At 61.0% G+C, this 25,175-nt stretch carries 20 protein-coding genes; 12 read left to right on the top strand and 8 right to left on the bottom strand.

Annotated elements, in window-relative coordinates; all coding sequences use genetic code 11:
- Positions 1–46 precede the first annotated feature (46 nt).
- The 5 genes from ACWHXD_RS04735 (at position 47) to ACWHXD_RS04715 (ending at position 6,614) form a co-directional block, all read left to right on the top strand.
- Entirely contained in the window at positions 47–1,057 is a 1,011-nt protein-coding gene (locus tag ACWHXD_RS04735; protein ID WP_003171721.1) for an ABC transporter permease subunit, read from the top strand.
- 10 nt (positions 1,058–1,067) lie between these two features.
- Positions 1,068–1,979, top strand: coding sequence for an ABC transporter permease subunit (locus tag ACWHXD_RS04730; RefSeq protein ID WP_138761288.1), 912 nt, complete (start codon positions 1,068–1,070; stop codon positions 1,977–1,979).
- A gap of 10 nt (positions 1,980–1,989) precedes the next feature.
- Positions 1,990–2,958, top strand: coding sequence for an ABC transporter ATP-binding protein (locus ACWHXD_RS04725; RefSeq protein ID WP_014716896.1), 969 nt, complete (start codon positions 1,990–1,992; stop codon positions 2,956–2,958).
- Positions 2,958–3,929 carry a peptide ABC transporter ATP-binding protein gene (locus tag ACWHXD_RS04720; RefSeq protein WP_003188483.1) on the top strand — a complete coding sequence of 324 codons (972 nt, stop codon included), beginning with the start codon at positions 2,958–2,960 and terminating at the stop codon, positions 3,927–3,929. Before ACWHXD_RS04725 ends, ACWHXD_RS04720 begins: the two co-directional genes overlap by 1 nt.
- A gap of 426 nt (positions 3,930–4,355) precedes the next feature.
- Positions 4,356–6,614: a TonB-dependent siderophore receptor gene (locus ACWHXD_RS04715; RefSeq protein ID WP_138761287.1), complete on the top strand. Its 2,259-nt coding sequence runs from the start codon at positions 4,356–4,358 to the stop codon at positions 6,612–6,614.
- Between the two features lie 83 nt (positions 6,615–6,697).
- Here the strand turns inward: ACWHXD_RS04715 and ACWHXD_RS04710 are convergent, their stop codons facing one another.
- Positions 6,698–6,952 (bottom strand): hypothetical protein, encoded by a 255-nt coding sequence (locus ACWHXD_RS04710; RefSeq protein WP_138761286.1) that lies wholly within the window; start codon positions 6,950–6,952, stop codon positions 6,698–6,700.
- A gap of 279 nt (positions 6,953–7,231) precedes the next feature.
- Complete coding sequence (locus tag ACWHXD_RS04705; protein ID WP_003188476.1) at positions 7,232–8,815, bottom strand: peptide chain release factor 3; 1,584 nt, start codon at positions 8,813–8,815, stop codon at positions 7,232–7,234.
- Positions 8,816–9,147: 332 nt separating this feature from the next.
- Between ACWHXD_RS04705 and ACWHXD_RS04700 the strand changes: the two genes are divergently transcribed.
- From ACWHXD_RS04700 to ACWHXD_RS04680, 5 genes are all read left to right on the top strand, one after another.
- Complete coding sequence (locus ACWHXD_RS04700) at positions 9,148–9,864, top strand: ABC transporter permease (protein ID WP_003188475.1); 717 nt, start codon at positions 9,148–9,150, stop codon at positions 9,862–9,864.
- A gap of 19 nt (positions 9,865–9,883) precedes the next feature.
- A complete protein-coding gene (locus tag ACWHXD_RS04695; RefSeq protein WP_138761285.1) occupies positions 9,884–10,777 on the top strand; it encodes a glycine betaine ABC transporter substrate-binding protein in 894 nt (297 codons plus the stop codon).
- A 12-nt stretch (positions 10,778–10,789) separates the two neighbouring features.
- Entirely contained in the window at positions 10,790–11,443 is a 654-nt protein-coding gene (locus tag ACWHXD_RS04690; RefSeq protein WP_003188473.1) for an ABC transporter permease, read from the top strand.
- Positions 11,440–12,597, top strand: coding sequence for an osmoprotectant ABC transporter ATP-binding protein OsmV (locus ACWHXD_RS04685; protein WP_003188471.1), 1,158 nt, complete (start codon positions 11,440–11,442; stop codon positions 12,595–12,597). Before ACWHXD_RS04690 ends, ACWHXD_RS04685 begins: the two co-directional genes overlap by 4 nt.
- Positions 12,598–13,050: 453 nt before the next feature.
- Complete coding sequence (locus tag ACWHXD_RS04680; RefSeq protein ID WP_032893596.1) at positions 13,051–14,214, top strand: type III PLP-dependent enzyme; 1,164 nt, start codon at positions 13,051–13,053, stop codon at positions 14,212–14,214.
- 66 nt (positions 14,215–14,280) lie between these two features.
- Here the strand turns inward: ACWHXD_RS04680 and ACWHXD_RS04675 are convergent, their stop codons facing one another.
- The 4 genes from ACWHXD_RS04675 to ACWHXD_RS04660 form a co-directional block, all read right to left on the bottom strand.
- Positions 14,281–14,556 (bottom strand): type II toxin-antitoxin system RelE/ParE family toxin, encoded by a 276-nt coding sequence (locus ACWHXD_RS04675; RefSeq protein WP_080765562.1) that lies wholly within the window; start codon positions 14,554–14,556, stop codon positions 14,281–14,283.
- Positions 14,556–14,822, bottom strand: a complete 267-nt coding sequence (locus ACWHXD_RS04670) for a CopG family ribbon-helix-helix protein (protein ID WP_032893597.1) — start codon at positions 14,820–14,822, stop codon at positions 14,556–14,558. Before ACWHXD_RS04670 ends, ACWHXD_RS04675 begins: the two co-directional genes overlap by 1 nt.
- A 143-nt stretch (positions 14,823–14,965) precedes the next feature.
- Positions 14,966–15,724, bottom strand: a complete 759-nt coding sequence (locus ACWHXD_RS04665) for a tetratricopeptide repeat protein (RefSeq protein ID WP_032893599.1) — start codon at positions 15,722–15,724, stop codon at positions 14,966–14,968.
- 2 nt (positions 15,725–15,726) lie between these two features.
- Positions 15,727–16,407, bottom strand: a complete 681-nt coding sequence (locus tag ACWHXD_RS04660) for a Fe2+-dependent dioxygenase (protein WP_056789563.1) — start codon at positions 16,405–16,407, stop codon at positions 15,727–15,729.
- Between the two features lie 205 nt (positions 16,408–16,612).
- Here ACWHXD_RS04660 and ACWHXD_RS04655 point away from each other — a divergent pair, with 205 nt between their 5' ends.
- Together ACWHXD_RS04655 and ACWHXD_RS04650 are read left to right on the top strand one after the other, a co-directional pair.
- Positions 16,613–18,928 (top strand): TonB-dependent receptor, encoded by a 2,316-nt coding sequence (locus ACWHXD_RS04655; protein ID WP_098949582.1) that lies wholly within the window; start codon positions 16,613–16,615, stop codon positions 18,926–18,928.
- A 123-nt stretch (positions 18,929–19,051) separates the two neighbouring features.
- Positions 19,052–21,577 carry a PepSY domain-containing protein gene (locus ACWHXD_RS04650; protein ID WP_032893602.1) on the top strand — a complete coding sequence of 842 codons (2,526 nt, stop codon included), beginning with the start codon at positions 19,052–19,054 and terminating at the stop codon, positions 21,575–21,577.
- 137 nt (positions 21,578–21,714) lie between these two features.
- Here ACWHXD_RS04650 and ACWHXD_RS04645 read toward each other — a convergent pair whose 3' ends face one another.
- The gene (locus ACWHXD_RS04645) at positions 21,715–23,256 is read right to left on the bottom strand and encodes an alkaline phosphatase D family protein (protein WP_032893604.1); all 1,542 of its coding nucleotides are present in this window, start codon (positions 23,254–23,256) and stop codon (positions 21,715–21,717) included.
- A gap of 206 nt (positions 23,257–23,462) precedes the next feature.
- On the bottom strand, positions 23,463–25,172 hold the full coding sequence (locus ACWHXD_RS04640) for a PTS fructose-like transporter subunit IIB (RefSeq protein WP_138761284.1): 1,710 nt from the start codon (positions 25,170–25,172) through the stop codon (positions 23,463–23,465).
- Positions 25,173–25,175 lie beyond the last annotated feature (3 nt).

Below are 25,175 nucleotides of genomic sequence, written 5' to 3'. Positions count from 1 at the left end.
GACGGTGCCGGACCTGCCTAACCGGCTGATTGAGGTACACACCAAGATGTTTAGTTTTATTGCCCGCCGACTGGGGTTATTGATCCCCACGTTCTTCGGCATCACGTTGCTGACCTTTGCGTTGATTCGCATGATTCCAGGCGACCCCGTAGAAGTCATGATGGGCGAGCGACGGGTTGACCCCGAAATGCACGCACAGGCAATGGAGCGCCTTGGCCTTAACAAGCCGCTGTATGCGCAATACCTGGACTATGTCGGCAAGCTCGCCCAGGGCGACCTTGGCGAATCGCTGCGCACCCGCACCAGCGTGTGGACCGAGTTCACCGCCCTCTTCCCCGCGACCCTGGAACTGTCCATGGCCGCGCTGTTGTTCGCCGGTATCCTGGGCCTGTTGGCCGGGGTGATCGCGGCACTCAAGCGAGGGTCCCTGTTCGACCATGGGGTGATGGGCATCTCCCTGGCGGGATATTCGATGCCGATCTTCTGGTGGGGCCTGATCCTGATCATGTTCTTCTCGGTGAGCCTGGGCTGGACCCCGGTTTCCGGGCGTATCGACCTGCTCTACGACATCGAGCCACGCACCGGCTTCATGCTGATCGACACCCTGCTGGCCGACGAGCCGGACGCGTTCTGGGATGCGTTGCACCACCTGATCCTGCCGGCCATCGTGCTCGGCACCATCCCGCTGGCGGTGATCGCGCGCATGACCCGTTCGTCGATGCTCGAAGTGCTGCGTGAGGACTACATCCGTACCGCCAAGGCCAAGGGCCTGTCGCCGGCTCGCGTGGTGTTCGTGCACGGCCTGCGCAACGCGCTGATCCCGGTGCTCACCGTGGTCGGCTTGCAAGTCGGCACGCTGCTGGCCGGTGCGGTACTGACCGAAACCATCTTCTCGTGGCCCGGCATCGGCAAATGGCTGATCGAAGCCATTGGCGCGCGGGACTACCCGGTGGTGCAAAACGGCATTCTGCTGATCGCCTGCCTGGTGATCCTGGTGAACTTCGTGGTGGATATCCTCTACGGCTTCGCCAACCCACGCATCCGTCACCAGCGCTGAGATCATGACCATGACCACACCTAATCAAGTGTCAGCAGTCGATCAGAGCCTGCTGTACCCGTCCCCGTACAAAGAATTCTGGCAAGCCTTCTCCAAGAACAAAGGCGCGGTCGCCGGCCTGCTGTTCATGTTGCTGATCGTGTTCTGCGCGATCTTCGCCCCGTGGGTTGCCCCGCATAACCCCAGCGAGCAATACCGTGACTTCCTGCTCACACCACCGGCGTGGTTGGAGGGCGGGCAAATGCAATTTCTGCTGGGCACCGACGAACTGGGCCGTGACTTGCTCTCGCGCCTGATCCAGGGTTCGCGCCTGTCGTTGCTGATTGGCTTGTCGTCGGTGGTGATGTCGCTGATCCCGGGCATCCTGCTGGGCCTGTTCGCCGGGTTCTTCCCGCGCTTGCTCGGCCCGACCATCATGCGCTTGATGGATATCATGCTGGCCCTGCCGTCGTTGCTGCTGGCCGTGGCGATTGTCGCCATCCTCGGCCCTGGCCTGATCAACACCGTGATCGCCATCGCCATCGTGTCGTTGCCGTCCTATGTGCGCCTGACCCGCGCCGCCGTGATGGGCGAACTGAACCGCGACTACGTGACTGCCGCCCGCCTCGCCGGCGCCGGCCTGCCACGCCTGATGTTCATCACCGTACTGCCTAACTGCATGGCGCCGCTGATCGTACAGGCGACCTTGAGCTTTTCCTCGGCGATTCTCGATGCCGCGGCCCTGGGCTTCCTTGGCCTTGGCGTACAACCGCCAACCCCTGAGTGGGGCACCATGCTGGCTTCGGCCCGTGACTACATCGAACGCGCCTGGTGGGTCGTGAGCCTGCCTGGCTTGACCATTTTGCTCAGCGTGCTGGCAATCAACTTGATGGGTGACGGCCTGCGCGACGCGCTGGACCCGAAACTCAAGAACGCCGCCTGAGGAGATTCCCATGTCACTGTTAGAAATCAAGAATCTCAACGTGCGCTTCGGCGACAAGACCGCCGTGCCGGTGGTCGATGGCCTCGACATTTCCGTCGACAAGGGCGAAGTACTGGCGATCGTTGGCGAGTCGGGCTCGGGTAAATCCGTGACCATGATGGCGCTGATGGGCCTGATCGAGCACCCTGGCATCGTCACCGCCGACGCCCTGAACTTCGACGGCAAGGACATGCTCAAGTTGAGCAACCGCCAGCGCCGCCAGATCGTCGGCAAAGACCTGGCGATGGTGTTCCAGGACCCGATGACCGCGCTGAACCCCAGCTACACCGTGGGTTTCCAGATCGAAGAAGTGCTGCGCCTGCATTTGAAAATGTCCGGCAAACAAGCACGCAAACGCGCCATCGAGCTGCTGGAAAAGGTCGAGATCCCAGGCGCCGCAAGCCGTATGGACGCCTACCCGCATCAACTGTCCGGCGGTATGAGCCAGCGTGTGGCCATCGCCATGGCAATTGCCGGCGAGCCCAAACTGCTGATCGCCGATGAACCGACCACTGCACTGGACGTGACCATCCAGGCGCAGATCATGGAACTGCTGCTGGCCCTGCAAAAAGAGCAGAACATGGGCCTGGTGCTGATCACCCACGACCTTGCGGTCGTGGCTGAGACCGCCCAGCGCGTGTGCGTGATGTACGCAGGCCAAGCGGTGGAAGTCGGCCAGGTGCCGCAGTTGTTCGACATTCCGGCACACCCGTACAGCGAAGCGCTGCTCAAGGCGATTCCCGAGCACAGCCTCGGTGCTACGCGCCTGGCCACGCTGCCGGGCATCGTGCCGGGTCGCTATGACCGCCCACAGGGTTGCCTGCTGTCGCCGCGCTGCCCGTACGTGCAGGACTCCTGCCGCGCCCAGCGGCCGGGCCTCGATCCGAAAAGCAACAGCCTTGCCCGCTGCTTCTACCCGCTGAACCAGGAGGTGGCGTAATGGCCGTCGTACTTACCGCCCGCGACCTCACCCGTCACTACGAAGTGTCCCGTGGCCTGTTCAAGGGCCATGCCACCGTGCGTGCCCTTAATGGCGTGTCTTTTGAGCTGGAAGCCGGCAAGACCCTCGCCGTGGTGGGCGAGTCGGGCTGTGGCAAGTCCACCCTGGCCCGCGCCCTGACACTGATTGAAGAGCCCTCGTCGGGCTCGTTGAAAATCGCCGGGCAAGAAGTGGCCGGCGCCGACAAGGCCCAGCGCAAGCAGTTGCGCAAAGACGTGCAGATGGTGTTCCAGAGCCCCTATGCCTCGTTGAATCCCCGCCAGAAAGTCGGCGATCAACTGGCCGAGCCGTTGCTGATCAACACCAACCTGTCGGCCGCTGAGCGCCGCGAGAAAGTGCAGGCGATGATGAAGCAAGTGGGCCTGCGCCCTGAGCATTATCAGCGCTACCCGCACATGTTCTCCGGTGGCCAGCGCCAGCGCATCGCGCTGGCCCGAGCGATGATGCTGCAACCCAAAGTGCTGGTGGCGGACGAACCGACCTCGGCGCTGGACGTGTCGATCCAGGCCCAGGTGCTTAACCTGTTCATGGATTTGCAGCAGGAATTCAACACCGCCTACGTGTTCATCTCCCACAACCTGGCGGTGGTGCAACACGTCGCTGACGATGTGATGGTGATGTACCTCGGCCGCCCGGTTGAGGTGGGCCCCAAGGAAGACATCTACGCACGCCCCTTGCACCCTTACACTCAGGCGCTGCTGTCGGCCACCCCGACCATTCACCCGGACCCGAGCAAGCCGAAGATCAAGATCGTCGGCGAACTGCCCAACCCACTGAACCCGCCGCCTGGCTGCGCGTTCCACAAGCGCTGCCCGTATGCGACGGCGCGTTGCAGCAGTGAGGAGCCGCTGTTGCGTCCTTTGGATAACCGGCAGGTGGCTTGCCATTACGCGGAGCAATTTGTGGCCTGAAGCAACACAACCGCCCTGTGTGGGATCGTTCCCACGCTCTGCGTGGGAACGCCGTCGGCGACGCTCTGCGTCCGCCAGCTCAAGCCTTGCGCAAGAGTGACGCGGAGCGTCACAGGATCCATCCCCACGCAGAGCGTGGGGATGATCTCGTTGCATGAGTTCCATCGCCCTTCCCGCCAGATTGCGCATCAGTCTGGCCGGAGGGGCTTTTTTTTGCGCGGTTGTAACAAAAAAACATACCGTTTGAACCCCTGCCCAAAGCCCTGAAAACATTGAGCCAGAGCATTTCAAAAAGTGTATAGATTGTAAATGCAATTTACTTCTGTTTGAGAATCAATACCATTACGGCGCACGGAGAGCGCTGGATGCACTAAAAAAATTCAGACGCCTCTCGTTCAATCGCCCCTCCTAAAGGACTTTGTGGACATGTCGTCTCAATTCAGGCTCAGCCATCTCTCGCTGGCGTTTATCGCTACCCTTTCGTCCCCCGCGCTACTGGCGCAGAGTGTGGAAAAAGAGCGCGACAAAGTGCCGATCCAAGCGACAGACCTGCCTGTGGATGGCACGCCCCAAGCCCTGGTGCTGGGCGAGACACGTGTACTGGGCACCGCCGCCGAAGAACTCAAGCAAGCGCCCGGCGTGTCGATCATCACCGCCGAAGACATCAAGAAACGCCCGCCCACTAACGATCTGTCGGAAATCATCCGCCGAGAGCCGGGTGTGAACCTGACCGGCAACAGTTCCAGCGGCAGCCGTGGCAATAACCGCCAGATCGACCTGCGCGGCATGGGCCCGGAAAACACCCTGATCCTGATCGATGGCAAGCCGTCCACCTCCCGCAACGCTGTGCGTTACGGCTGGAGTGGTGATCGTGATACCCGTGGCGAAACCAACTGGGTACCGGCCGAAGAGGTCGAACGCATTGAAATCCTGCGCGGCCCGGCCGCCGCCCGTTATGGCTCCGGTGCCATGGGCGGTGTCATCAATATCATCACCAAACGCCCCACCGACCAACTGCACGGCTCGCTGACCGCCTACACCGCCTTCCCCGAAAACGATGCCGAAGGCGCGAGCAAGCGTACCAACTTCAACCTCAGCGGCCCGCTGACCGACACCCTGGCGTTCCGCGTCTATGGCGGCCTGAACAAGACCGACGCCGATGACGCCGATATCAACCGCGCAGCCCAAGCGACGCCGGACTCGTTGGTAGCCGGCCGCGAAGGTGTGCGCAATAAAGACGTGAATGGCTTGCTGAGCTGGCAATTCACCCCCGAGCAAACCCTCGACCTGGAAGCCAGCTACAGCCGCCAGGGCAATATTTTCGCCGGCGACACCATGCTCAACGGCGGTGGCGCGTTCGTGGAAAGCCTGGTCGGCAAGGAAACCAGTGTGATTCAACGCAGCAGCTTTTCTGCCACCCATCGCGGCGAATTCGACTGGGGTTCGACCCTGGCCACGCTGACCCACGACCTGACCCGCAACGAGCGCCTCAACGAAGGCCTGGCCGGTTCCGGCGAAGGCGCGCCCTCCGCCAGCGCGGGTCGTTTCGAGTCGCGCCTGCGCAATACCCGGGCCACTGCCGAGGTCAACCTGCCCCTGAGCGTGGGTGCGGAACAGGTGCTGACCCTGGGCAGCGAATACCTCTACGAGTCGATGAACGACCCTGGCTCGTTGCGCCCGCAAAGCTATGACCCAGGCACCGGCGGCGTCCCCGCCATCCCGGGCATCAGCCGCAACAGCACCAAGACCACCGCCTCAAGCTACGCCTTATTTGCCGAAGACAACATCGAACTGGGCAGCAAGACTGTCATCACGCCTGGCTTGCGCTTCGACGATCATGAGGAATACGGCGGCAACTGGAGCCCCAGCTTCAACGCTTCGCACCAGTTGACCGATGAACTGAGCATCAAGGGCGGCATTGCCCGCGCCTACAAAACCCCCAACCTGTACCAGTCCAACCCGAACTATTTGCTCTACAGCCGTGGCAATGGCTGCAACGCCAGCGAAGCCAACATGGGCGGTTGCTACCTGGTGGGCAACCGGGACCTGAAGCCGGAAATCAGCGTCAACAAGGAAATCGGCCTGGCTTTGGACAAGGGCACCTGGCGCACCAGTGCGACGTATTTCCGTAATGACTACAAGAACAAGATCAACGCCAGTAACGAGGCGGCGTTCCGTCTAGGCAATGGCCGACGTGTATTGGAGTGGGAAAACAGCGGCCCAGCCTTGGTGCAGGGCGTTGAAGGCAACCTGTTCATCAGCCTGCGCGATGATCTGGACTTGAACACCACCCTGACCTACATGATCGACTCCAAGGACAAGGACACCGGCGAGCCCTTGAGCATCATCCCCAAGTACACCGTCAACACCACGCTGGACTGGCAAGCCACTGACAAGCTGTCTTTCCAGGTCAGCGGCACTTATTACGGCAAGCAGGAGGCGCCGACGCTCAACTCACGCAGCGCCAGCAGTTACGATCGCAGCGCCCAGCAGGACGTCGACCCGTACGGGCTGATGGGCCTGAGCAGCGGCTACGAATTCAATAAAAACCTGAGCGTACGAGTGGGCATCAACAACCTGCTGGACAAGCGTTTGTCGCGCAAAGGCAACGCCGAGGATGCGGGGGCGCAGACCTATAATGAGCCAGGGCGGGCTTACTTCGCGTCGGTGACCACTTCGTTCTGAGGAAAGTGGACGGCCAGTAATAACAATGCCTTGGAAACCCCATCCAAGGCATTGTTTGAAGCGCTTTACATTGCTGGGCGAGCCTACGTCTGGCTATCGCCTTCGTCTGCGTCGTCGCTGTCGGGCTCTTCGGTGGTCGAGTCATCATCCCCCTCAGTGCCACCTTGGCCTTTATCGCCGGGTTCCGCTTCGGACTTGGCCAACTGCAAGTCCGGGCTCTGGCTACTCGTCACCCTGGCTGAGCCATGCACCGGGTTATGCGCCCAGGCCGTCGACATCCCCAACGACAACAACACCAGCACCTTCATCAACAGCACTATTCGTTGAAAAATACTCATGATCGATTCCGTCCAGTCAGTAGGTAAAGCCCACGCGACAGACCCATTACCATCGCCAGTCTTTGAAGCTAGTTCTGATCAAGGGTTTGCGCCAATTTCTGGTCAAATCGAGATTAACTGTGGGAGCGGGCTTGCTCGCGAATGCGGGGCGTCATTCAACAGATGCGTCGGCTGATCCACCGCCTTCGCGAGCAAGCGCGCTCCCACACTTAGCCTTTGGGCGACCAATAAAAAGGGCGAAGCCATCACAGCTTCGCCCTTCTCTTAACCGCTCAAACCTTAGTGGTGTTCGCGGGTCGCGCGGAATTTCACATCCGGCCAACGCTCTTCCATCAACGCCAGGTTCACCCGGGTCGGCGCCAGGTAGGTCAGGTGACCACCGCCGTCGATCGCCAGGTTTTCCACGGCTTTGTTGGAGAACTCTTCCAACTTCTTCTTATCGCTGCAATCAATCCAGCGCGCCGAATACACGGTGATCGGCTCGTAGGAGCACTCCACCTTGTATTCCTCTTTCAAGCGGCTGGCGACCACGTCGAACTGCAGCACACCCACGGCACCGAGGATGATGTCGTTGCTGCGCTCGGGGAAGAACACCTGGGTGGCGCCCTCTTCGGCCAATTGCTGCAAGCCTTGGCGCAGTTGCTTGGACTTGAGCGGGTCACGCAGGCGCACGCGGCGGAACAGTTCCGGGGCGAAGTGCGGGATACCGGTAAAGCCCAGCGCTTCGCCTTCGGTGAAGGTGTCGCCGATCTGGATGGTGCCGTGGTTGTGCAGGCCGATGATGTCGCCGGCAAACGCCTCTTCCAGCTGCTCACGCTCGGAGGAGAAGAACGTCAGGGCGTCGCCGATGCGCACGTCCTTGCCGGTGCGCACGTGGCGCATCTTCATGCCTTTTTCGTATTTGCCGGAGCAGATGCGCATGAAGGCGATACGGTCACGGTGTTTGGGGTCCATGTTCGCCTGGATCTTGAACACAAAGCCGGTGAATTTCTCTTCGACCGGTTCCACGGTGCGCTCGTTGGCGACGCGGGCCAGGGGTTTTGGCGCCCAGTCCACGACGGCGTCGAGCACGTGGTCGACACCGAAGTTGCCCAGCGCGGTACCGAAGAACACCGGCGTCAGTTGGCCGTCGAGGAACTCCTGCTGGTTGAACTCATGGCAGGCGCCCTGCACCAGCTCCAGCTGGTCGACAAAACGGTCGTACTCGTCACCCAGGTGGGCGCGGGCTTCGTCGGAGTCGAGCTTCTCGATGATCTTGGTTTCGGTGCGTTCATGACCGTGGCCAGCGGTGTAGACAATGATGTAGTCGTCGGCCAGGTGGTACACGCCCTTGAAGTCGCGGTAGCAACCAATCGGCCAGGTGATCGGCGCGGCCTTGATCTTCAGGACGGCTTCGATTTCATCCAGCAGCTCGATGGGGTCGCGGATGTCGCGGTCGAGTTTGTTGATGAAGCTGACAATCGGCGTGTCACGCAGACGGCACACGTCCATCAGCGCGATGGTGCGTGGCTCGACGCCCTTACCGCCGTCGAGGACCATCAGCGCCGAGTCCACCGCGGTGAGGGTGCGGTAGGTGTCTTCGGAGAAGTCTTCGTGCCCTGGGGTGTCGAGCAGGTTGATCATGTGCTCGCGATACGGGAACTGCATGACCGACGTGGTAATGGAAATACCCCGTTGTTTTTCCATTTCCATCCAGTCGGAGGTGGCATGGCGGTCGGATTTGCGCGATTTCACCGTGCCGGCTACCGCGATCGCCTTGCCCATCAGCAACAGCTTTTCGGTGATGGTGGTCTTACCGGCATCGGGGTGGGAAATAATGGCGAAAGTGCGGCGTTTCGCGACTTCGGCGGCCTGGTGGGTCATGGGAAATCGCCTGGCAGGTGAGTCAAAAAAGGGCGGCGAGTATAGCGCAAACGCGAGGGTACGGACCACCGTTGAGCCCATTGGGGGTGGCTAAATACGCCCAAGTGTGGAACCTTTTAAAAGGTAGAGACGTCCACTCCCCTGCTATCGCACTCGGAACAGGGGCTGAAAAATCAGCAAGTTAGCCTGACGAGGCTGCGCTCATGGCTCGATCGCATACTGCATTGCCAGTATCGGCGAGTTGCTTTTCGCGAACCCATTCCAAGGCAGCCAGTCATGGCCCTGCCGCTCGGAAATGTGTTCGCCGACAGAAGAAAAAAAGGAGTCCGCCTGTGGCTATTCGCTATGGCAAAGGGCTGATAGGAGCAGTGGTTGTCGTCGCTCTCCTGGCCCTGCTGGTCCACTGGATCGGCATCAACACGATCGAACTGTACCGCGACGATTTGTTGTTTTACCTGCAAGCTCATCTGATTCTCGTCCTAGTCTCCATGCTGGCAGCCCTGATTGTGGGCATCCCCGCCGGTATCCTGCTCAGCCGACCCAACATGGTCGGGCGCGCAGAACGTTTCATGCAGATCTTCAACATCGGCAACACCGTCCCTCCCCTGGCCGTACTGGCCATCGCCCTCGGCGTCCTCGGCATCGGCAGCGGCCCGGCCATCTTCGCGTTGTTCCTCGCCTCGCTCCTGCCCATCGTGCGCAACACCTACGAAGGCCTGAAAAACGTTCAGGGTTCCCTGAAAGAAGCCGCCACCGGCATCGGCATGACTCCACGTCAGGTGCTGTTTCGCGTGGAATTGCCCAACGCCGTGCCGATCATCATCGGCGGTGTGCGCGTGGCCCTGGCGATCAACGTCGGCACCGCGCCGCTGGCCTTCCTGATTGGCGCCAACAGCCTGGGCAGCCTGATCTTCCCCGGCATCGCCCTGAACAACCAGCCGCAACTGTTGCTCGGCGCCGCCTGCACCGCGCTGCTGGCGTTGCTGCTTGACGGCCTGGTAACCATGGCCAGCCGCCTCTGGCTGGAACGCGGGTTGCGCCCGTCTTAAGCCCGGTAAAGGAATTCACATGAAAAAACTGAGCTTGATATTAGGCTGCGTCCTGCTGCTTGCAGGTATTGCACAAGCCGCCGAAAAACCCGTGATCCGCATCGGCGCCCGGGTGTTCACCGAGCAGACCCTGCTCGCCGAAATCACTTCCCAGTACCTGCGCGCCAAGGGCTACGACGCCCGTGTGACTGGCGGCCTGGGCAGCAACCTGGCGCGCAGTGCCCAGGAAAGCGGGCAACTGGACCTGATCTGGGAATACACCGGTGTGTCTCTGGTGGCCTACAACCATATCGACGAGAAGCTCGACAGCGAACAGTCCTACGCTCGGGTCAAAGAACTCGACGCGAAAAAAGGCCTGGTCTGGCTATCGCCGTCGCGCTTCAGCAACACCTACGCCCTGGCACTGCCGGAGAAAGTCGCGCAGGAACATCCCGAGATCAACAGCATCAGCGACCTCACCCAAGCCATGGCTCAGGAGACCAAAGAGCACCGCCTGGTCGCCCTCGACACCGAGTTCGCCAACCGCTCCGATGGCCTGGCCGGCATGGTCAAGCTGTACGACATGAACCTGACACGCAAGAACACCCGGCAGATGGACGCCGGCCTGGTCTACACCGCGCTACGTAACGGCCAGGTGTTTGCAGGTTTGGTCTACACCACCGACGGGCGCCTCAACGCCTTTAAGTTGAAGCTGCTGGAAGACGACAAGCACTACTTCCCCGACTACACCGCAGCCCCGGTGATCCGCCAGGAATACCTCGACAAGCACCCGCAACTGGCTGCCGAGCTCAAGCCGTTGGCCAACCTGTTCGACGATGAAACCATGCGTCAGCTCAATGCACGGGTCGACGTCGACCATGAAAGCCCGTCCGCCGTTGCCGCCGATTTCCTGCGCCAACATCCAATCAACTAAAAAGGAGAAGACATGGAATTTTTGAACGCCTTTTCCCATCTTGATTGGGCCCAAGTCCTGCACTTGACCTGGCAGCACATCACCCTGGTCGGCATCGCCGTGATCCTGGCGATCTTTATCGGCGTGCCCCTGGGCATTCTGATGACGCGCTTCCCTACCCTGGCAGGCCCGTTGCAAGCCAGCGCCACGGTGCTACTGACCGTGCCCTCCATTGCGCTGTTCGGCCTGCTGCTGCCGTTCTACTCCAAGTTCGGCCAGGGCCTGGGGCCGATGCCGGCGATCACCGCCGTGTTCCTCTACTCCCTGCTGCCGATCATGCGTAACACCTACCTCGCGCTGACCGGCGTAGAGCCAGGCATTCGCGAAGCCGCACGCGGCATCGGCATGACCTTCGGCCAGCGCCTGCGCATGGTCGAACTGCCGATTGCGGTGCCGGTGATCCTCGCTGGCGTGCGCACCGCCGTGGTGATGAACATCGGTGTGATGACCATCGCCGCCACCATTGGTGCCGGTGGCCTGGGTGTACTGATTCTGGCTTCTATCAGCCGCAGTGACATGTCGATGCTGATCGTCGGCGCCGTGCTGGTCAGCCTCCTGGCCATCTTCGCCGACCTGCTTCTGCAGTGGCTGCAACGCTCGCTGACTCCAAAAGGATTGCTCAAATGATCGAACTTCAAAACCTGTCCAAGACTTTTCAAAGCAACGGCAAGACCGTCACCGCCGTCAACGATGTAAGCCTGACCGTCAATGAAGGCGAGATTTGCGTATTCCTGGGGCCCTCGGGCTGCGGCAAGAGCACCACGCTGAAAATGATCAACCGCCTGATCAAGCCCACCTCGGGCAAGATCTTGATCAACGGCGAAGACACCACCGACCTCGACGAGGTGACCCTGCGCCGCAACATCGGCTATGTGATCCAGCAGATCGGCCTGTTCCCCAACATGACCATCGAAGAGAACATCGTGGTGGTGCCCAAGCTGCTCGGCTGGGACAAGCAGAAATGCCACGACCGCGCCCGCGAGTTGATGAGCATGATCAAGCTGGAGCCCAAGCAGTACCTGCATCGCTACCCGCGTGAATTGTCGGGCGGGCAGCAACAGCGCATCGGCGTGATCCGCGCCCTGGCGGCTGACGCACCGTTGCTGCTGATGGACGAGCCGTTCGGCGCGGTCGACCCGATCAACCGCGAGATGATCCAGAACGAGTTCTTCGAGATGCAGCGCGCACTGAACAAGACCGTGATCATGGTCAGCCACGACATCGACGAAGCCATCAAGCTGGGTGACAAGATCGCCATCTTCCGCGCCGGCAAGTTGCTGCAGATCGACCACCCGGACACGCTGCTGGCGCACCCGGCCGACGAGTTCGTCAGCAATTTCGTGGGCCAGGACAGCACCCTCAAGCGCCTGCTGCTGGTCAAAGCCGAAGACGCGGCGGACAACGCCCCGTCGGTCAGCCCGGAAACCCCAGTGGCCGATGCCCTGGAATTGATGGACGAGCATGACCGCCGGTACGTGGTGGTCACCTGCGCCGAAAACAAAGCGCTGGGCTATGTGCGCCGCCGCGACCTGCACCGCCAGGCCGGCACCTGCGGCCAGTACCTGCGCGAGTTCAACGCCACGGCGGCGTATGACGAGCATTTGCGCATTCTGCTGTCGCGCATGTACGAGTTCAACCGTTCGTGGTTGCCGGTGATGGATGCGGAGCGGGTGTTCCTTGGGGAAGTGACCCAGGAGTCGATTGCCGAGTACCTGAGTTCCGGTAAGTCCCGTGGGGGCAAGACCAGTATCGTCTCCCCGGCCGAGACAGCCCTGGCTTAAAAGTGTGGGAGCGGGCTTGCTCGCGAATGCAGAGTGTCAGTCGCCAGATAGGTTGACTGGTGCACCGCATTCGCGAGCAAGCCCGCTCCCACATTGGACCTTCACTGGGTCTGAAACACCTCAAATCTCCCCATTCGGGGAACATCAATCCGTCACACCGGTCGGTTACATAAGTAGCTGCACGCGGCCGCGCGACGAACGCGTGCAAAAACGCGACATTTTTAGTTGATCCCACGCCCGCCAAGCCCTAAAGTTCGCGCCGAACGTCCATGCTGGAAACGATCCATCCGGCTCAAGTACTGACGACGAGACAGCAAGGCCAAGGGCAGCTTACCCCGTGGCCTTTTTGCTTTCGGCGACATGCCTTGGGAAGTAGGCGAACCAAAGTGGGGATACGGAGGACGTTCATTTGCACCCATTGATCAAATTAGTTTGCCCTTAGGAGTTCCCAGCATGTCGATCCAGGTCGAAGATTATTTCGCGCGCGCCACTTTTGACAAAATGAAGGCGTTCGCCGACAAGCAAGAAACCCCGTTCGTGGTGATCGACACCGCGATGATCAGCCAGGCCTACGATGACCTGCGCGCCGGTTTCGAATTCGCCAAGGTGTATTACGCCGTCAAGGCCAACCCGGCCGTTGAAATCATCGACCTGTTGAAAGACAAAGGCTCGAGCTTCGACATCGCTTCGATCTACGAGCTGGACAAGGTCATGGACCGCGGCGTCAGCGCCGACCGTATCAGCTACGGCAACACCATCAAGAAATCCAAGGACATCCGCTACTTCTATGAGAAGGGCGTGCGCCTGTTCTCCACCGACTCCGAAGCCGACCTGCGCAACATCGCCAAGGCCGCGCCGGGTTCGAAAGTGTATGTGCGTATCCTCACCGAAGGCTCGACCACCGCTGACTGGCCGTTGTCGCGCAAATTCGGCTGCCAGACCGACATGGCCATGGACCTGCTGATCCTCGCCCGCGACCTGGGCCTGGTGCCGTACGGCATCTCGTTCCACGTAGGCTCGCAACAGCGCGACATCAGCGTGTGGGACGCGGCCATCGCCAAGGTCAAGGTGATCTTCGAACGCCTGAAAGAAGAAGACGGCATTCACCTGAAGCTGATCAACATGGGCGGTGGCTTCCCGGCCAACTACATAACCCGCACCAACAGCCTGGAAACCTACGCTGAAGAAATCATCCGTTTCCTCAAGGAAGACTTCGGTGACGACCTGCCGGAAATCATCCTGGAACCTGGCCGTTCGCTGATCGCCAACGCCGGCATCCTGGTCAGCGAAGTGGTATTGGTGGCGCGCAAGTCCCGTACCGCGGTCGAGCGTTGGGTGTACACGGATGTGGGCAAGTTCTCCGGCCTGATCGAAACCATGGACGAAGCCATCAAGTTCCCGATCTGGACCGAGAAGAAAGGCGAGATGGAAGAAGTGGTCATCGCCGGCCCGACCTGCGACAGCGCCGATATCATGTACGAAAACTACAAGTACGGCCTGCCATTGAACCTGGCCATTGGTGATCGTTTGTACTGGTTGTCGACCGGTGCCTACACCACCAGCTACAGCGCGGTTGAGTTCAATGGGTTCCCACCGTTGAAGTCGTTCTACGTGTAATAAGACGGTTATAACTAAAAAGCCCATGGCGTTTCATGGGCTTTTTTCTGTCTGTGGTACGCGCCCTCAGCGATCTTCGCGAACGTGCCATAACCGTAGAATATAGAGTGTCGACTGTTGAATTTCGTAGCGCATTTCGTAATGGCCGACTAAGAGTCTTCTTACGTCGCGCGGTGAAAACTCTTCAATTCTCTCACCGATGCGCGGATTATCGAGCAGCGTGTCAGGCGCTTGAGACAGTGACTGCACGATGCGGGCGGCAGCTTCGCGGTTTACAACAGAGAGGAAGTCATATAATCGAGCCAGGTCGGATAAGGCTTTACTTGTCCACCTCAGCTCCATCAGCGCGGTACCGGTAGCGGCGAATCGGTGCTCAGGCTATCTGCCCAGGCCTGCACTGCCTGGTGATCGATCACGCGCCCCGCATCTACATCTGCCATAGCCTCAAGCGTCAGCCGGCTGCGCTCTTCTTCTTGATCGACCCAATCAGCGAGGGCCTGTTTCACCACCCATCCGCGTGAGCGATCCATTCGCGCGGCCATCTGGTCAACTTTCTGAGCAAGGGCAGTGGGAATATGAGCTGTCATTACTTTGGTTTCGGCACCCATGAAAACTCTCTCTGCGGATAAATGACAAGCAGGTGATTAAAAATGATTCAAGCTTAATCATAGCGACTTAAGCCAGAGCTTCAACCTTCGATCCTTGCCGTTCATCGACAAACCGGAACACGTGAATATGTAGAAACGGGTTCCTACAGCGTTTTCTCCAATTGGTCCGCGTGCCCTTGATAAGCCTCGGCCATGGCGCGAATCTGCGGGTCATTGGCCAGTGCCAGCGCCTTGTGCGCCGTTCGCAGGAATTTGGAATTCCCAGCCGCCAACGCCTTGCGCAGCCATTCCAGCGCAGCGTCGATCTGCCCTCTGTCCGCCAGCACCGCTGCATAGCTGAACTGCCCCCGAAAATCCCCAGCTTCGGCGGAGCGTCGGTACCATTCGACGGCTGTCTCTAGATCCCTGGGGCAATACTGGCCGTCTTCCAGATAACGCCCCAGCAGGTTCATCGACTTGGCGTGGCCCTGCCCTGCGGCCTGGCGATAAAGCATCAGCGCTTGGGCCTGGTCTTGCTCAATGCCGCGACCGGTAGCCAACAGGTTGGCGTAGTTGTACTGGCCCCAATCCAACCCGCCTTCGGCTGCCAGCCGATATTCCCGGGCTGCCGCTGCTTCATCGACGGCACAGCCCCAACCATGCTCCCGGCAACGCCCGATCATATTGCGCGCCATCAGGTGCCCGCCCTGCGCGGCAATCTGGAACCAGCGCAGCGCCAAGGCTTCATCGCGCGCAATGCCGCGCCCTTCCAGCAGGATTTGCCCGAGCAGGGCCTGGGCATCGACCACGCCTGCCTTGGCGGCGATGAGGATGGCCTGGGCGGCGCGCACCGGGGAATCATCGAGCATGCTTTGTAATTGCTCGACGTTGAGCACTTCTTCGCGGCGCAATAAAAAGCCCATGCTCAGACCTCGACCCAGCGGCGCAGCAAGTTGTGGTAGGTGCCGGTGAGCTGGATCAACGCGGGGTGGTCGGGCACGTCGCGGGTCAGTTGCTGGATCGCGCCGTCCATCTCGAACAGCAAGGTGCGCTGGCTGTCTTCGCGCACCAGGCTTTGGGTCCAGAAGAACGAGGCATAGCGCGCGCCACGGGTCACCGCGTTGACCTTGTGCAGGCTGGAGCCGGGGTACAGCACCATGTCGCCGGCGGGTAGCTTGACTCGCTGCACGCCGAATGTGTCCTGGATCTCCAGTTCCCCACCGTCGTAGTCGTCGGGGTCGCTGAAGAACAACGTGGACGAAAGGTCGGTGCGCACGCGCTCGTGGCTGCCTTTGGGTTGGCGCACCGCGTTGTCGATATGAAAGTCGAAACTGCCGCCTGCGGTGTAGCAGTTGAGCAGTGGCGGGAAGACTTTATGCGGCAGCGCGGCCGACATGAACAGCGGGTTGCTCCACAACCGTTCCAGCATCGCCGCGCCGATTTCCTTGGCCAGGGGGTGACCTTCGGGTAATTGCAGGTTGTGCTTGGCCTTGGCCGACTGGTGCCCGGCAGTGATTTTGCCGTCAGCCCATTCGGTCTCTTCCAGGGCCTGGCGAATGCGTAGCACCTCCTCGCGAGAGAACAGGCCGGGAATGTGCAGCAACATGGGGCAATACCTGCGATCAGAGAGGCGTCAATGGTATTGATTCTTATCCGCCCTGTAAAACACGGGGACGAACGAGAAGGCAAATTCCGTAACAAAAAAGTGTAAAGAATGTAAATTTGATGCGAATAGCAATATCTCGCAATTGATACAAAGTCTTGTTGGCCCTATATTCCGCGGCCTCACATCCTTGGGGAAGGGACACGTCATGTCGCGCACTATTCTAAAAATACCGGTCAGTTCACCACGCATGCTGGCTTCGGCCATCGGCGTTGCCCTGAGTGCCGGCTCCGCCGCCCACCTGGCGCAGGCGGCTGAAAATACCGAGCCAAAAGGCGAGCGCAACCCTATCTCCCTCGGCGCCACCAACATCACAGGGCAAGAGCAGGACAACACCTCCTACCAGGTCGAAAAAGCCTCGTCGCAGAAGTACACCGCGCCGCTGGTGGACACGCCGCGTTCGGTCACTGTGGTGCCGCAACAAGTACTCAAGGACACCGCCGCCACCTCGTTGCAGGATGCCTTGCGCACCGTACCGGGTATCACCTTCGGCGCCGGTGAAGGTGGCAACCCTCAGGGCGACCGTCCGTTCATCCGTGGTTTTGACGCTCAGGGCGATACCTACCTCGATGGCGTACGCGATACCGGCGGCCAGAGCCGCGAGATCTTCGACATCGAGTCCATCGAAGTCAGCAAAGGCCCCAACTCCTCGTTCGGCGGCCGTGGCTCGGCCGGTGGCAGCCTCAACCTGGTGAGCAAGACCCCACAAGCGCGGGACTTCACCAACGGCGGCTTTACCTACGGCTCCGACCAGACCCGCCGCTACGTGCTCGACGTGAACCGCCAGTTCCTCGACGACAGCGCGGCATTCCGCCTGAACCTGATGAGCCATGAACAAAACGTGGCTGGCCGCGATGCGGTGAACTACGACCGTTGGGGCGTGGCACCGTCGCTGACGTTTGGCCTGGGCACGCCGACCCGCGTCAACCTCAGCTACTACCATATGGAAAGTGATGACCTGCCGGATTCGGGGATTCCGTATGGCTATAGCAGCGCAGCCTCAAATGCGGTGCACGTTCACGACAAGCCGACCGATGGCGGCGACAGCAGTAACTTCTATGGTTTGAAAAGCCGTGACTTCCGCAAGACCCGCGCCGACATCAGCACGTTCTCCATCGAGCACGACCTGAACGACAACATGACCCTGAAAAACACCCTGCGTCATGGCAGCACCGGTCAGGATTATGTATTGACGCAACCTGATGACAGCCAGCACAACGTCAATCAGTTTGGGACCGTATGGCGTCGTGCCAACAGCCGTGTTTCCACCACCACAACGACCACTAACCAGACCGATCTGTTCGGTAATTTCCAACTGGCAGGTATGAAGCATTCCTATTCCACCGGTCTGGAATTCACGGGCGAAGAAACCCGCGTAAGTGGCTACACCGTTACTCCAAACAGTAACCCAAAACCCAACGGCTGCACGCCTAGCGTAGTCGGCAGCAGCGGCGGCAACTGTACTTCGCTCGGCAACCCGAACCCCGACGATGCCTGGAACGGCAGCATCGCCCGCAACTACAACGGCACCAACACCAAAGCCACCAGCCGTGCCGTGTATGTGTTCGATACCATCGAACTCGATCCAAAATGGCTGCTGAACGTGGGCTTGCGCTACGACACCTTTGACACCGTAGCCAACACCAACGCAGTGCCGAGCGCGACGGTAAAAGCCCGCAGCAAGATCAAAGACGACAGCCAGTTCTTCAACTGGCAGGCCGGCCTGGTCTGGAAACCTTTGGAGAACGGTAGTATCTATGCGTCCTATGCCACTTCAGCCACACCTCCTGGAGGTTTGGTAGGCGAAGGCGCCGATCCCAATCAGCTATCCGCCGGTGCCGCCACCAGCGACTTGCAGCCAGAAGAAACCGTCAACTACGAGCTGGGCACCAAGTGGGACCTGTTCCACGATCGCCTGTCCCTGACTGCTGCCGTGTTCCGTACCGAGAAGAAGAACACGCGCATTCTGGTGGATGCACTCACCTACGAAAACGCGGGTGAATCACAGGTCGATGGCGTGGAATTGTCGGCCAGCGGCAAGCTCACCGATCAATGGCAAGTGTTCGCCGGGTACACCTACCTGGACAGCGAGTTGGTCAAATCCGGCCTCAACGGGCGTAACGGCATAGTCAGTGCCGGCTCCAACAAAGGCAACCAAATGCCCAACACGCCGAAGAACTCCTTCAGCCTGTGGACCACCTACGACATCACGCCCAAGCTGACCGTCGGCGGCGGCGCCTTCTACGTCGATGAGGTTTACGGCGATGCCGGCAACACCGTGTATGTGCCGTCCTACACCCGCTACGACGCCATGGCCAGCTACAAGCTGACCAAAAACGTCGACCTGCAATTGAACGTGCAGAACCTGACCGACAAGACCTACTACGACAAAGCCTACTCGGCGCACTTCGCCAACCAGGCGGCCGGTCGTACGGCGTTATTGACCACCAGTTTCCACTTCTAAAAGCGGTAAAGTTCCAGCCAGAAGCCCCACACATCGAATGCGTGGGGCTTTTGCGTGTTTTTCGGCAACTCACGGCATAATGCGCGCCGTGATCAGATATCCAGCTAAGCGAGGCGCTCCGACGTGTTGAAGAAAACCCTGTTCCAGTTGCATTGGTTCTTCGGCATCACGGCCGGGCTGGTGCTGGCCTTGATGGGGGTCACCGGGGCCGCGTACTCGTTCCAGGACGAGATCCTGCGGGCGCTCAACCCCACCGTGTTGAGCGTGCAAAAACGCGAGACCGGTGTACTGCCGCCCGCCGAGCTGGTACGCAAGCTGGAAGCGGCCGAAGGCAATACCGTGGCCATGCTGTGGGTAGAAAGCGACAGCGGCAACGCTGGCCGCGTGTCCTTCACCCCACCACCGGGCGAGCGCCGTGGCCAGATGCGCTACTTTGACCCGTACACCGGCGACTACATGGGCGACGCGGTCGGCCAGGACCTGTTCGGCTTTATCCTGCAACTGCACCGCTTCCTCGCCATCGGTGACACCGGGCGCAATATCACCGGCGCCTGCACCCTGATCCTGTTGTTCTTCTGCCTCTCCGGCCTGTACCTGCGCTGGCCGCGCCAGGTGAAAAGCTGGCGCGTCTGGCTGACCCTGGACTGGCGCAAAAAGGGCCGCAGCTTCAATTGGGACCTGCACTCGGTATTCGGCACCTGGTGCCTGCTGTTTTATCTGTTGGCGGCGCTGACCGGGCTGTATTGGTCCTACGACTGGTACAACCGTGGCGTGACCAAACTGCTGTCCGACGCGCCGCAGAACGAGCGCATGCGCAAGCGCGGCCCTGCCCCCGCTGGCCCGGCTCCGGTGGCCAACTACGACGCGATCTGGAGCAGCATCTACAGCAACGCCGGTCCCGACTTGAGCGCCTACAACATTCGGATGCCGGCGGTTGCCGGGCAACCGGCCACTGTGTATTACCTGCTCAACTCATCGCCCCATGACCGCGCGCTGAACCAGATCAACCTGGACCCGGCCACCGGCGAGGTCAAATCCCACGAGCGCTACGCCAGCAAAAGCCTCAAGGCGCAGTTGCTGACCAGTGTGTATGCGCTGCACACCGGCAGCTATTTCGGCCTGGTCGGGCGGATTGTCCTCACCGTCAGCTCACTGCTTATGCCGCTGTTTTTCATCACTGGCTGGCTGCTGTACCTCGACCGACGCCGCAAAAAACGCCAGGTACGCGATGCCCGTAAAGGTCTGACAGACAACCACAGCGATGCCCCGGCCTGGCTGATCGGCTTCGCCAGCCAGAGCGGTTTTGCCGAACAACTGGCCTGGCAAACGGCCGGGCAATTGCAGGCTGCGGGCCTGGCGGTAAAGGTGCAGCCCCTGGGCAGTGTCAGCCCTGACGACCTCAGCCACTCGCAGAACGCGCTGTTTGTGGTCAGTACCTTTGGCGACGGCGAAGCGCCCGACAGCGCCCGTGGTTTCGAGCGCAGCGTGCTCGGCCAGGCGCTGCCCCTCAAAGGCTTGAACTACTCGGTGCTGGCCCTGGGTGACCGGCAGTACGAGCATTTTTGCGGCTTTGCCAGGCGCCTGCATTTCTGGCTGACCAACCAGGGCGGCAACCCCCTGTTTGCCCCGGTGGAAGTCGACAGCGGCGACACCCTGGCGTTGCAGACCTGGCAACAACAACTGGGCCAGCTCACCGGGCATGCGCCGGCAGCGGCCTGGCCGACGGCCCAGTACGAAAACTGGACCCTGAGCCAACGCACCCTGCTCAACCCCGACAGTGTCGGCTCGCCCGTCTACCTGCTGGGCCTCACATCCACGTCTGCGCACAGCTGGCTGGCCGGCGACCTGGTGGAAGTTCTGCCGCGCAATTGCCCGTGGGCTATCGAACACTTCCTGGCCGGCCTGGGCTTGGTCGGCAGCGACGGCGTGGTAATCGACGGCGTCGCCCATACCCTCGACCAGGCCCTGGCCACGCGCCAACTGCCGGACAACCGCACGCACCTGGTCGGCCTGCACGCCCAGGCACTGGTGGACGCGTTGGTACCGCTGGGCATGCGCGAATACTCCATCGCCTCGATTACCAGCGACGGCGTGCTGGAGTTGATCGTGCGCCAGGAACGCCACCCCGACGGCAGCCTGGGGCTTGGCTCCGGCTGGCTGACTGAACACGCCGCCCTCGGCTCGGCCATCAGCCTGCGCCTGCGGCGCAACAGCGGCTTCCATTTGCCCGACGCGCCTGTGCCGCTGATTCTGCTGGGCAACGGCACCGGCCTGGCGGGCCTGCGCAGCTTGCTCAAGGCGCGTATTGCCGACGGCCAGCAGCGCAACTGGCTGCTGTTTGGCGAGCGCAATATCGCCCACGACTACCTGTGCCAGGAGGAACTGCAAGGCTGGCTCGCCAATGGAGATCTGGCCCTGCTGGACCTGGCGTTTTCCCGGGACCAGGAGGAGAAAATCTACGTACAGGACCGTTTGCGCGAGTCAGCGGATGTGCTGCGTAAATGGCTGGCGGATGGCGCGGCGATTTATGTGTGTGGCAGCTTGCAAGGGATGGCGACGGGGGTGGATCAGGCACTGGCAGACATCCTGGGCAATGAGGCGCTGGAGCGCCTGATCGAACAGGGCCGCTATCGTCGGGATGTCTACTGACCCCGCTAATGCCTGCCTTCTGTAGGAGCGAGCTTGCTCGCGAAGAACGTCAACGATAACGCGGGCTTCCTGAATAACGCGGCGTCTGTGAGTTTTTCGCGAGCAAGCTCGCTCCTACAGTTTTGATTGCATTCCAATCAGATGGGTTGCAGTTTTTGCTCGAACACGGAAACCCCATCCAAGTCCCGCAGCATCACCGTCAACTCCGCCGTCTGCCCATCAATCTGCACCTCACCAAAAAACTGGAAACCCGCAAACGGCGAGGTGTTCTGTGCCGGTGGCGCCTTCTGGAACACCACGTGCGGGCCAAAGGTTTTATCCAGTGGGTTGGGCCCGAAGCTTCCGGCATTCAACGGCCCTGCCACAAACTCCCAGAACGGCTCGAAATCCTGAAACGCCGCGCGGTCTGGGTGGTAGTGATGCGCCGCGCAGTAATGCACATCGGCCGTCAGCCACACGTGGTTGCGCACCTTGTGCTCATGCAGGAACCCCAGCAGATCGGCAATCTCCAGCTCACGCCCTTGCGCCGGGCCAGGGTCGCCGTTGGCGACGGCTTCCCAACGCGCCACGCCGGGGCTGACCTCACCGTCGGGCACGCCCAGGCCGATGGGCATGTCGGCGGCGACCACCTTCCACTGCGCTTGCGACGCCTTGAGCCCGCGCTTGAGCCAGTCCAACTGCTCACGCCCCAGGAAGGGCTTTTCAGCGCCCAGGTTATCGTCATTCGGCCCGCGATAGCTGCGCATATCCAACACAAACACATCCAGCAGCGGCCCATAACTGAGCTTGCGATAAATGCGCCCGCCAGCGTCGGCGCTCTGTCGGCGCATGGGTGAGTATTCCAGCCAGGCCTGGCGGGCACGGCCCACCAGGGTGTTGATGTCGCGGGTCTGGTAACGCTCATCCAACTGCTTGCTCGATGACCAGTTGTTGATCACCTCGTGATCGTCCCACTGCCAGATCTGCGGCACCTCGGCATTGAAGCGGCGCACGTTTTCATCCAGCAGGTTGTAGCGGTAATTGCCGCGATATTCATCCAGGGTTTCGGCAACCTTGCTCTTGGCTTCGGTGGTGATGTTGCGCCAGATGCGCCCGCCTTCGGTGGTGATCTGCGCGGGGACTGGGCCGTCGGCGTAGATGGTGTCGCCGCTGTGGATAAAAAAGTCCGGCAGGCGCAGGCGCATAGCTTCATAGATGCGCATGCCACCGATGTCGGGGTTGATGCCGAAGCCTTGGCCGACGGTGTCGCCGCTCCACACAAAACGGATATCGCGCCGCTGTTGCGGCACGCTGCGCAAGTGGCCGAACCAGGGCTCACTGGCAATGCCGCTCTGGGCGTCTTCGAAATGCACGCGGTAGAAAATCGCCTGGTCGACCGGCAGCCCCGTGAGTTCGACACGGGCGGTAAAGTCGGTGCGGCTGTCGGCCAGGGGCGAGACGAACCGGCGCGGGTTGCTGAACACACTGCGGGTATCCCACTCCACCACCATCTTCGCCGGGCGGTCGCTGCGGCTCCAAATCATGGCGCGGTCGCCCTGCAGGTCGCCCGATTGCACGCCGTCAGTGAGTTGCGGCCGGTCCTTCACCGAAGCGATCACCGCCGGCGCCAGGCCCGGCAACAACAGGCCAGCGCCTACGGCTTGCATCACACGGCGGCGGCCCAGATCGAAGTGGCTCATGCAGGTGCCCTCTTGAGTATCAAAAGGGCCACTTAAGCATGATGGGATGAAGCGCAGATGACAGGCTACAACTGTAGGAGCGAGCTTGCTCGCGAAAAACGTCAACGATCACGCGGGCTTGCTGAATGAACGCGGCGCCTGCGAGTTCTTCGCGAGCAAGCTCGCTCCTACAGGGTATTTGGGCTTGCCCCCACACTTTTACTGGGTCAGGCAGTCACGGCCAGCTCGGCCGCTTCCGGTCGCTTGAGCAGGGCATACACCAAGCCGGTCAACACACTGCCCGCCACAATCGCCAACAAGTACAACAACGCATGGTTCATCGCATTCGGAATCACCAGCACAAACAAGCCACCATGGGGCGCGGCGAGTTTGCAGCCGAAGTACATCGACAGTGCGCCGGTCAACGCGCCACCGGCGATGCTGGCTGGAATCACGCGCAGCGGGTCTTTGGCGGCGAAGGGAATCGCGCCTTCGGAGATAAAGCACAGCCCCAGGATCATCGCCGCCTTACCGGCCTCGCGTTCGGTCTGGGCGAACTTGCGCCGGGCCAGCAACGTGGCGATGCCCATGCCAATCGGCGGCACCATGCCGGCAGCCATAGTCGCGGCCATCGGCGCGCCGCTCGAGGCGGCCAGCAGGCCGACCGAGAACGCATAGGCCGCCTTGTTGATCGGCCCGCCCAAGTCCACGCACATCATGCCGCCGAGCAGAATGCCCAGCAGCACCGCGTTGGTGGTGCCCATGGTGCTGAGGAAATCCGTCAGGCCCGTGAGCAAGCGGGCGACCGGTGGCCCCACCAGGTAGATCATCACCAAGCCGGTAAACAGGCTCGCCAATAACGGAATGATCAGGATCGGCTTGAGCGCTTCCAGGCTCTGGGGCAGTTGCACCGCGCGGCTGATCAGCTTGACGCAATACCCGGCGACGAAACCGGCGAGGATGCCGCCAATAAACCCAGCCCCCAGCGTCCCCGCCAGCAGCCCGCCAATCATGCCGGGTGCCAGGCCGGGACGGTCGGCAATCGAGTAGGCGATGTAGCCCGCCAGCAGCGGCACCATCAACAGGAACGCCTGGTCACCCACGGACTTGAGCGCCGCCGCCAAGGTGCCGGGCTGTTCGAAGGCATGAATGCCGAACACAAACGACAAGGCGATCAGCAAGCCCCCCGCCACCACCATCGGCAACATGTACGACACGCCGGTGAGCAGGTGTTTGTAAATCCCGGTTTTCTCGGCCTTGGCCGCTGCACCGCTGGCCGCGCTTTCCACTGCGCCTTCGGCGAGGGCCTTGTTGAGGATGGCTTCGGATTGCTTGAGGGCAATGCCGGTGCCACAGCGGTAAATCTTCTTGCCGGCGAAACGCTCGGTGGCCACTTCGATATCGGCCGCGAGCAATACCACATCGGCATCGGCAATCGCTTGCGAGCTCAACGGCGTGCGGGCGCCGACCGAACCTTGGGTCTCGACCTGCAAGTCATAACCCAGGCGCTGGGCGGTCTGCTGCAAGGCTTCGGCGGCCATGAATGTGTGGGCCACGCCAGTGGGGCACGCGGTAATCGCAACGATACGCGGCGCAGCCTTGGCCGCCACCGGGGCAGCGTCGGCGACATACACCTGGGCCTCTTCAGCCCCCCGACGCAATACGCCTTCGACATCTGCCAACGCCTGGGCCGGCGTGCTCTGGAACACGCGCTTGCCGACAAACCGCTGCATATCCACCGGGGTACTGCTGACCAGCAGCACCCACTCGGCATCATCAATCGTGGCCTGGGACAACTGGCGCTCCGGGCGCTGCACATCGACGACTTCAACACTGGTGTGCAAGCCCATGCGCTGGGCGGCGGCGTCCAGCAAGCGGGCGCACAGCACACTGGTGACCATGCCGTTCGGGCAGGCGGTAACAATGGCTAACTTCATCAC

The organism is Pseudomonas fjordensis, assembly GCF_976987115.1.
Note: the sequence above shows the minus strand (reverse complement) of the source record. Positions and strands in the feature narration are given on the sequence as shown.

Excerpts from the sequence above, each read along its gene's own strand:
- ACWHXD_RS04735 (WP_003171721.1), top strand. The coding sequence starts at position 47 with ATGTTTAGTTTTATTGCCCGCCGACTGGGGTTATTGATCCCCACGTTC.
- ACWHXD_RS04730 (WP_138761288.1), top strand. The coding sequence starts at position 1,068 with ATGACCACACCTAATCAAGTGTCAGCAGTCGATCAGAGCCTGCTGTAC.
- ACWHXD_RS04725 (WP_014716896.1), top strand. The coding sequence starts at position 1,990 with ATGTCACTGTTAGAAATCAAGAATCTCAACGTGCGCTTCGGCGACAAG.
- ACWHXD_RS04720 (WP_003188483.1), top strand. The coding sequence starts at position 2,958 with ATGGCCGTCGTACTTACCGCCCGCGACCTCACCCGTCACTACGAAGTG.
- ACWHXD_RS04715 (WP_138761287.1), top strand. The coding sequence starts at position 4,356 with ATGTCGTCTCAATTCAGGCTCAGCCATCTCTCGCTGGCGTTTATCGCT.
- ACWHXD_RS04710 (WP_138761286.1), bottom strand. The coding sequence starts at position 6,952 with ATGAGTATTTTTCAACGAATAGTGCTGTTGATGAAGGTGCTGGTGTTG.
- ACWHXD_RS04705 (WP_003188476.1), bottom strand. The coding sequence starts at position 8,815 with ATGACCCACCAGGCCGCCGAAGTCGCGAAACGCCGCACTTTCGCCATT.
- ACWHXD_RS04695 (WP_138761285.1), top strand. The coding sequence starts at position 9,884 with ATGAAAAAACTGAGCTTGATATTAGGCTGCGTCCTGCTGCTTGCAGGT.
- ACWHXD_RS04690 (WP_003188473.1), top strand. The coding sequence starts at position 10,790 with ATGGAATTTTTGAACGCCTTTTCCCATCTTGATTGGGCCCAAGTCCTG.
- ACWHXD_RS04685 (WP_003188471.1), top strand. The coding sequence starts at position 11,440 with ATGATCGAACTTCAAAACCTGTCCAAGACTTTTCAAAGCAACGGCAAG.
- ACWHXD_RS04680 (WP_032893596.1), top strand. The coding sequence starts at position 13,051 with ATGTCGATCCAGGTCGAAGATTATTTCGCGCGCGCCACTTTTGACAAA.
- ACWHXD_RS04675 (WP_080765562.1), bottom strand. The coding sequence starts at position 14,556 with ATGGAGCTGAGGTGGACAAGTAAAGCCTTATCCGACCTGGCTCGATTA.
- ACWHXD_RS04670 (WP_032893597.1), bottom strand. The coding sequence starts at position 14,822 with ATGGGTGCCGAAACCAAAGTAATGACAGCTCATATTCCCACTGCCCTT.
- ACWHXD_RS04665 (WP_032893599.1), bottom strand. The coding sequence starts at position 15,724 with ATGGGCTTTTTATTGCGCCGCGAAGAAGTGCTCAACGTCGAGCAATTA.
- ACWHXD_RS04660 (WP_056789563.1), bottom strand. The coding sequence starts at position 16,407 with ATGTTGCTGCACATTCCCGGCCTGTTCTCTCGCGAGGAGGTGCTACGC.
- ACWHXD_RS04655 (WP_098949582.1), top strand. The coding sequence starts at position 16,613 with ATGTCGCGCACTATTCTAAAAATACCGGTCAGTTCACCACGCATGCTG.
- ACWHXD_RS04645 (WP_032893604.1), bottom strand. The coding sequence starts at position 23,256 with ATGAGCCACTTCGATCTGGGCCGCCGCCGTGTGATGCAAGCCGTAGGC.
- ACWHXD_RS04640 (WP_138761284.1), bottom strand. The coding sequence starts at position 25,172 with ATGAAGTTAGCCATTGTTACCGCCTGCCCGAACGGCATGGTCACCAGT.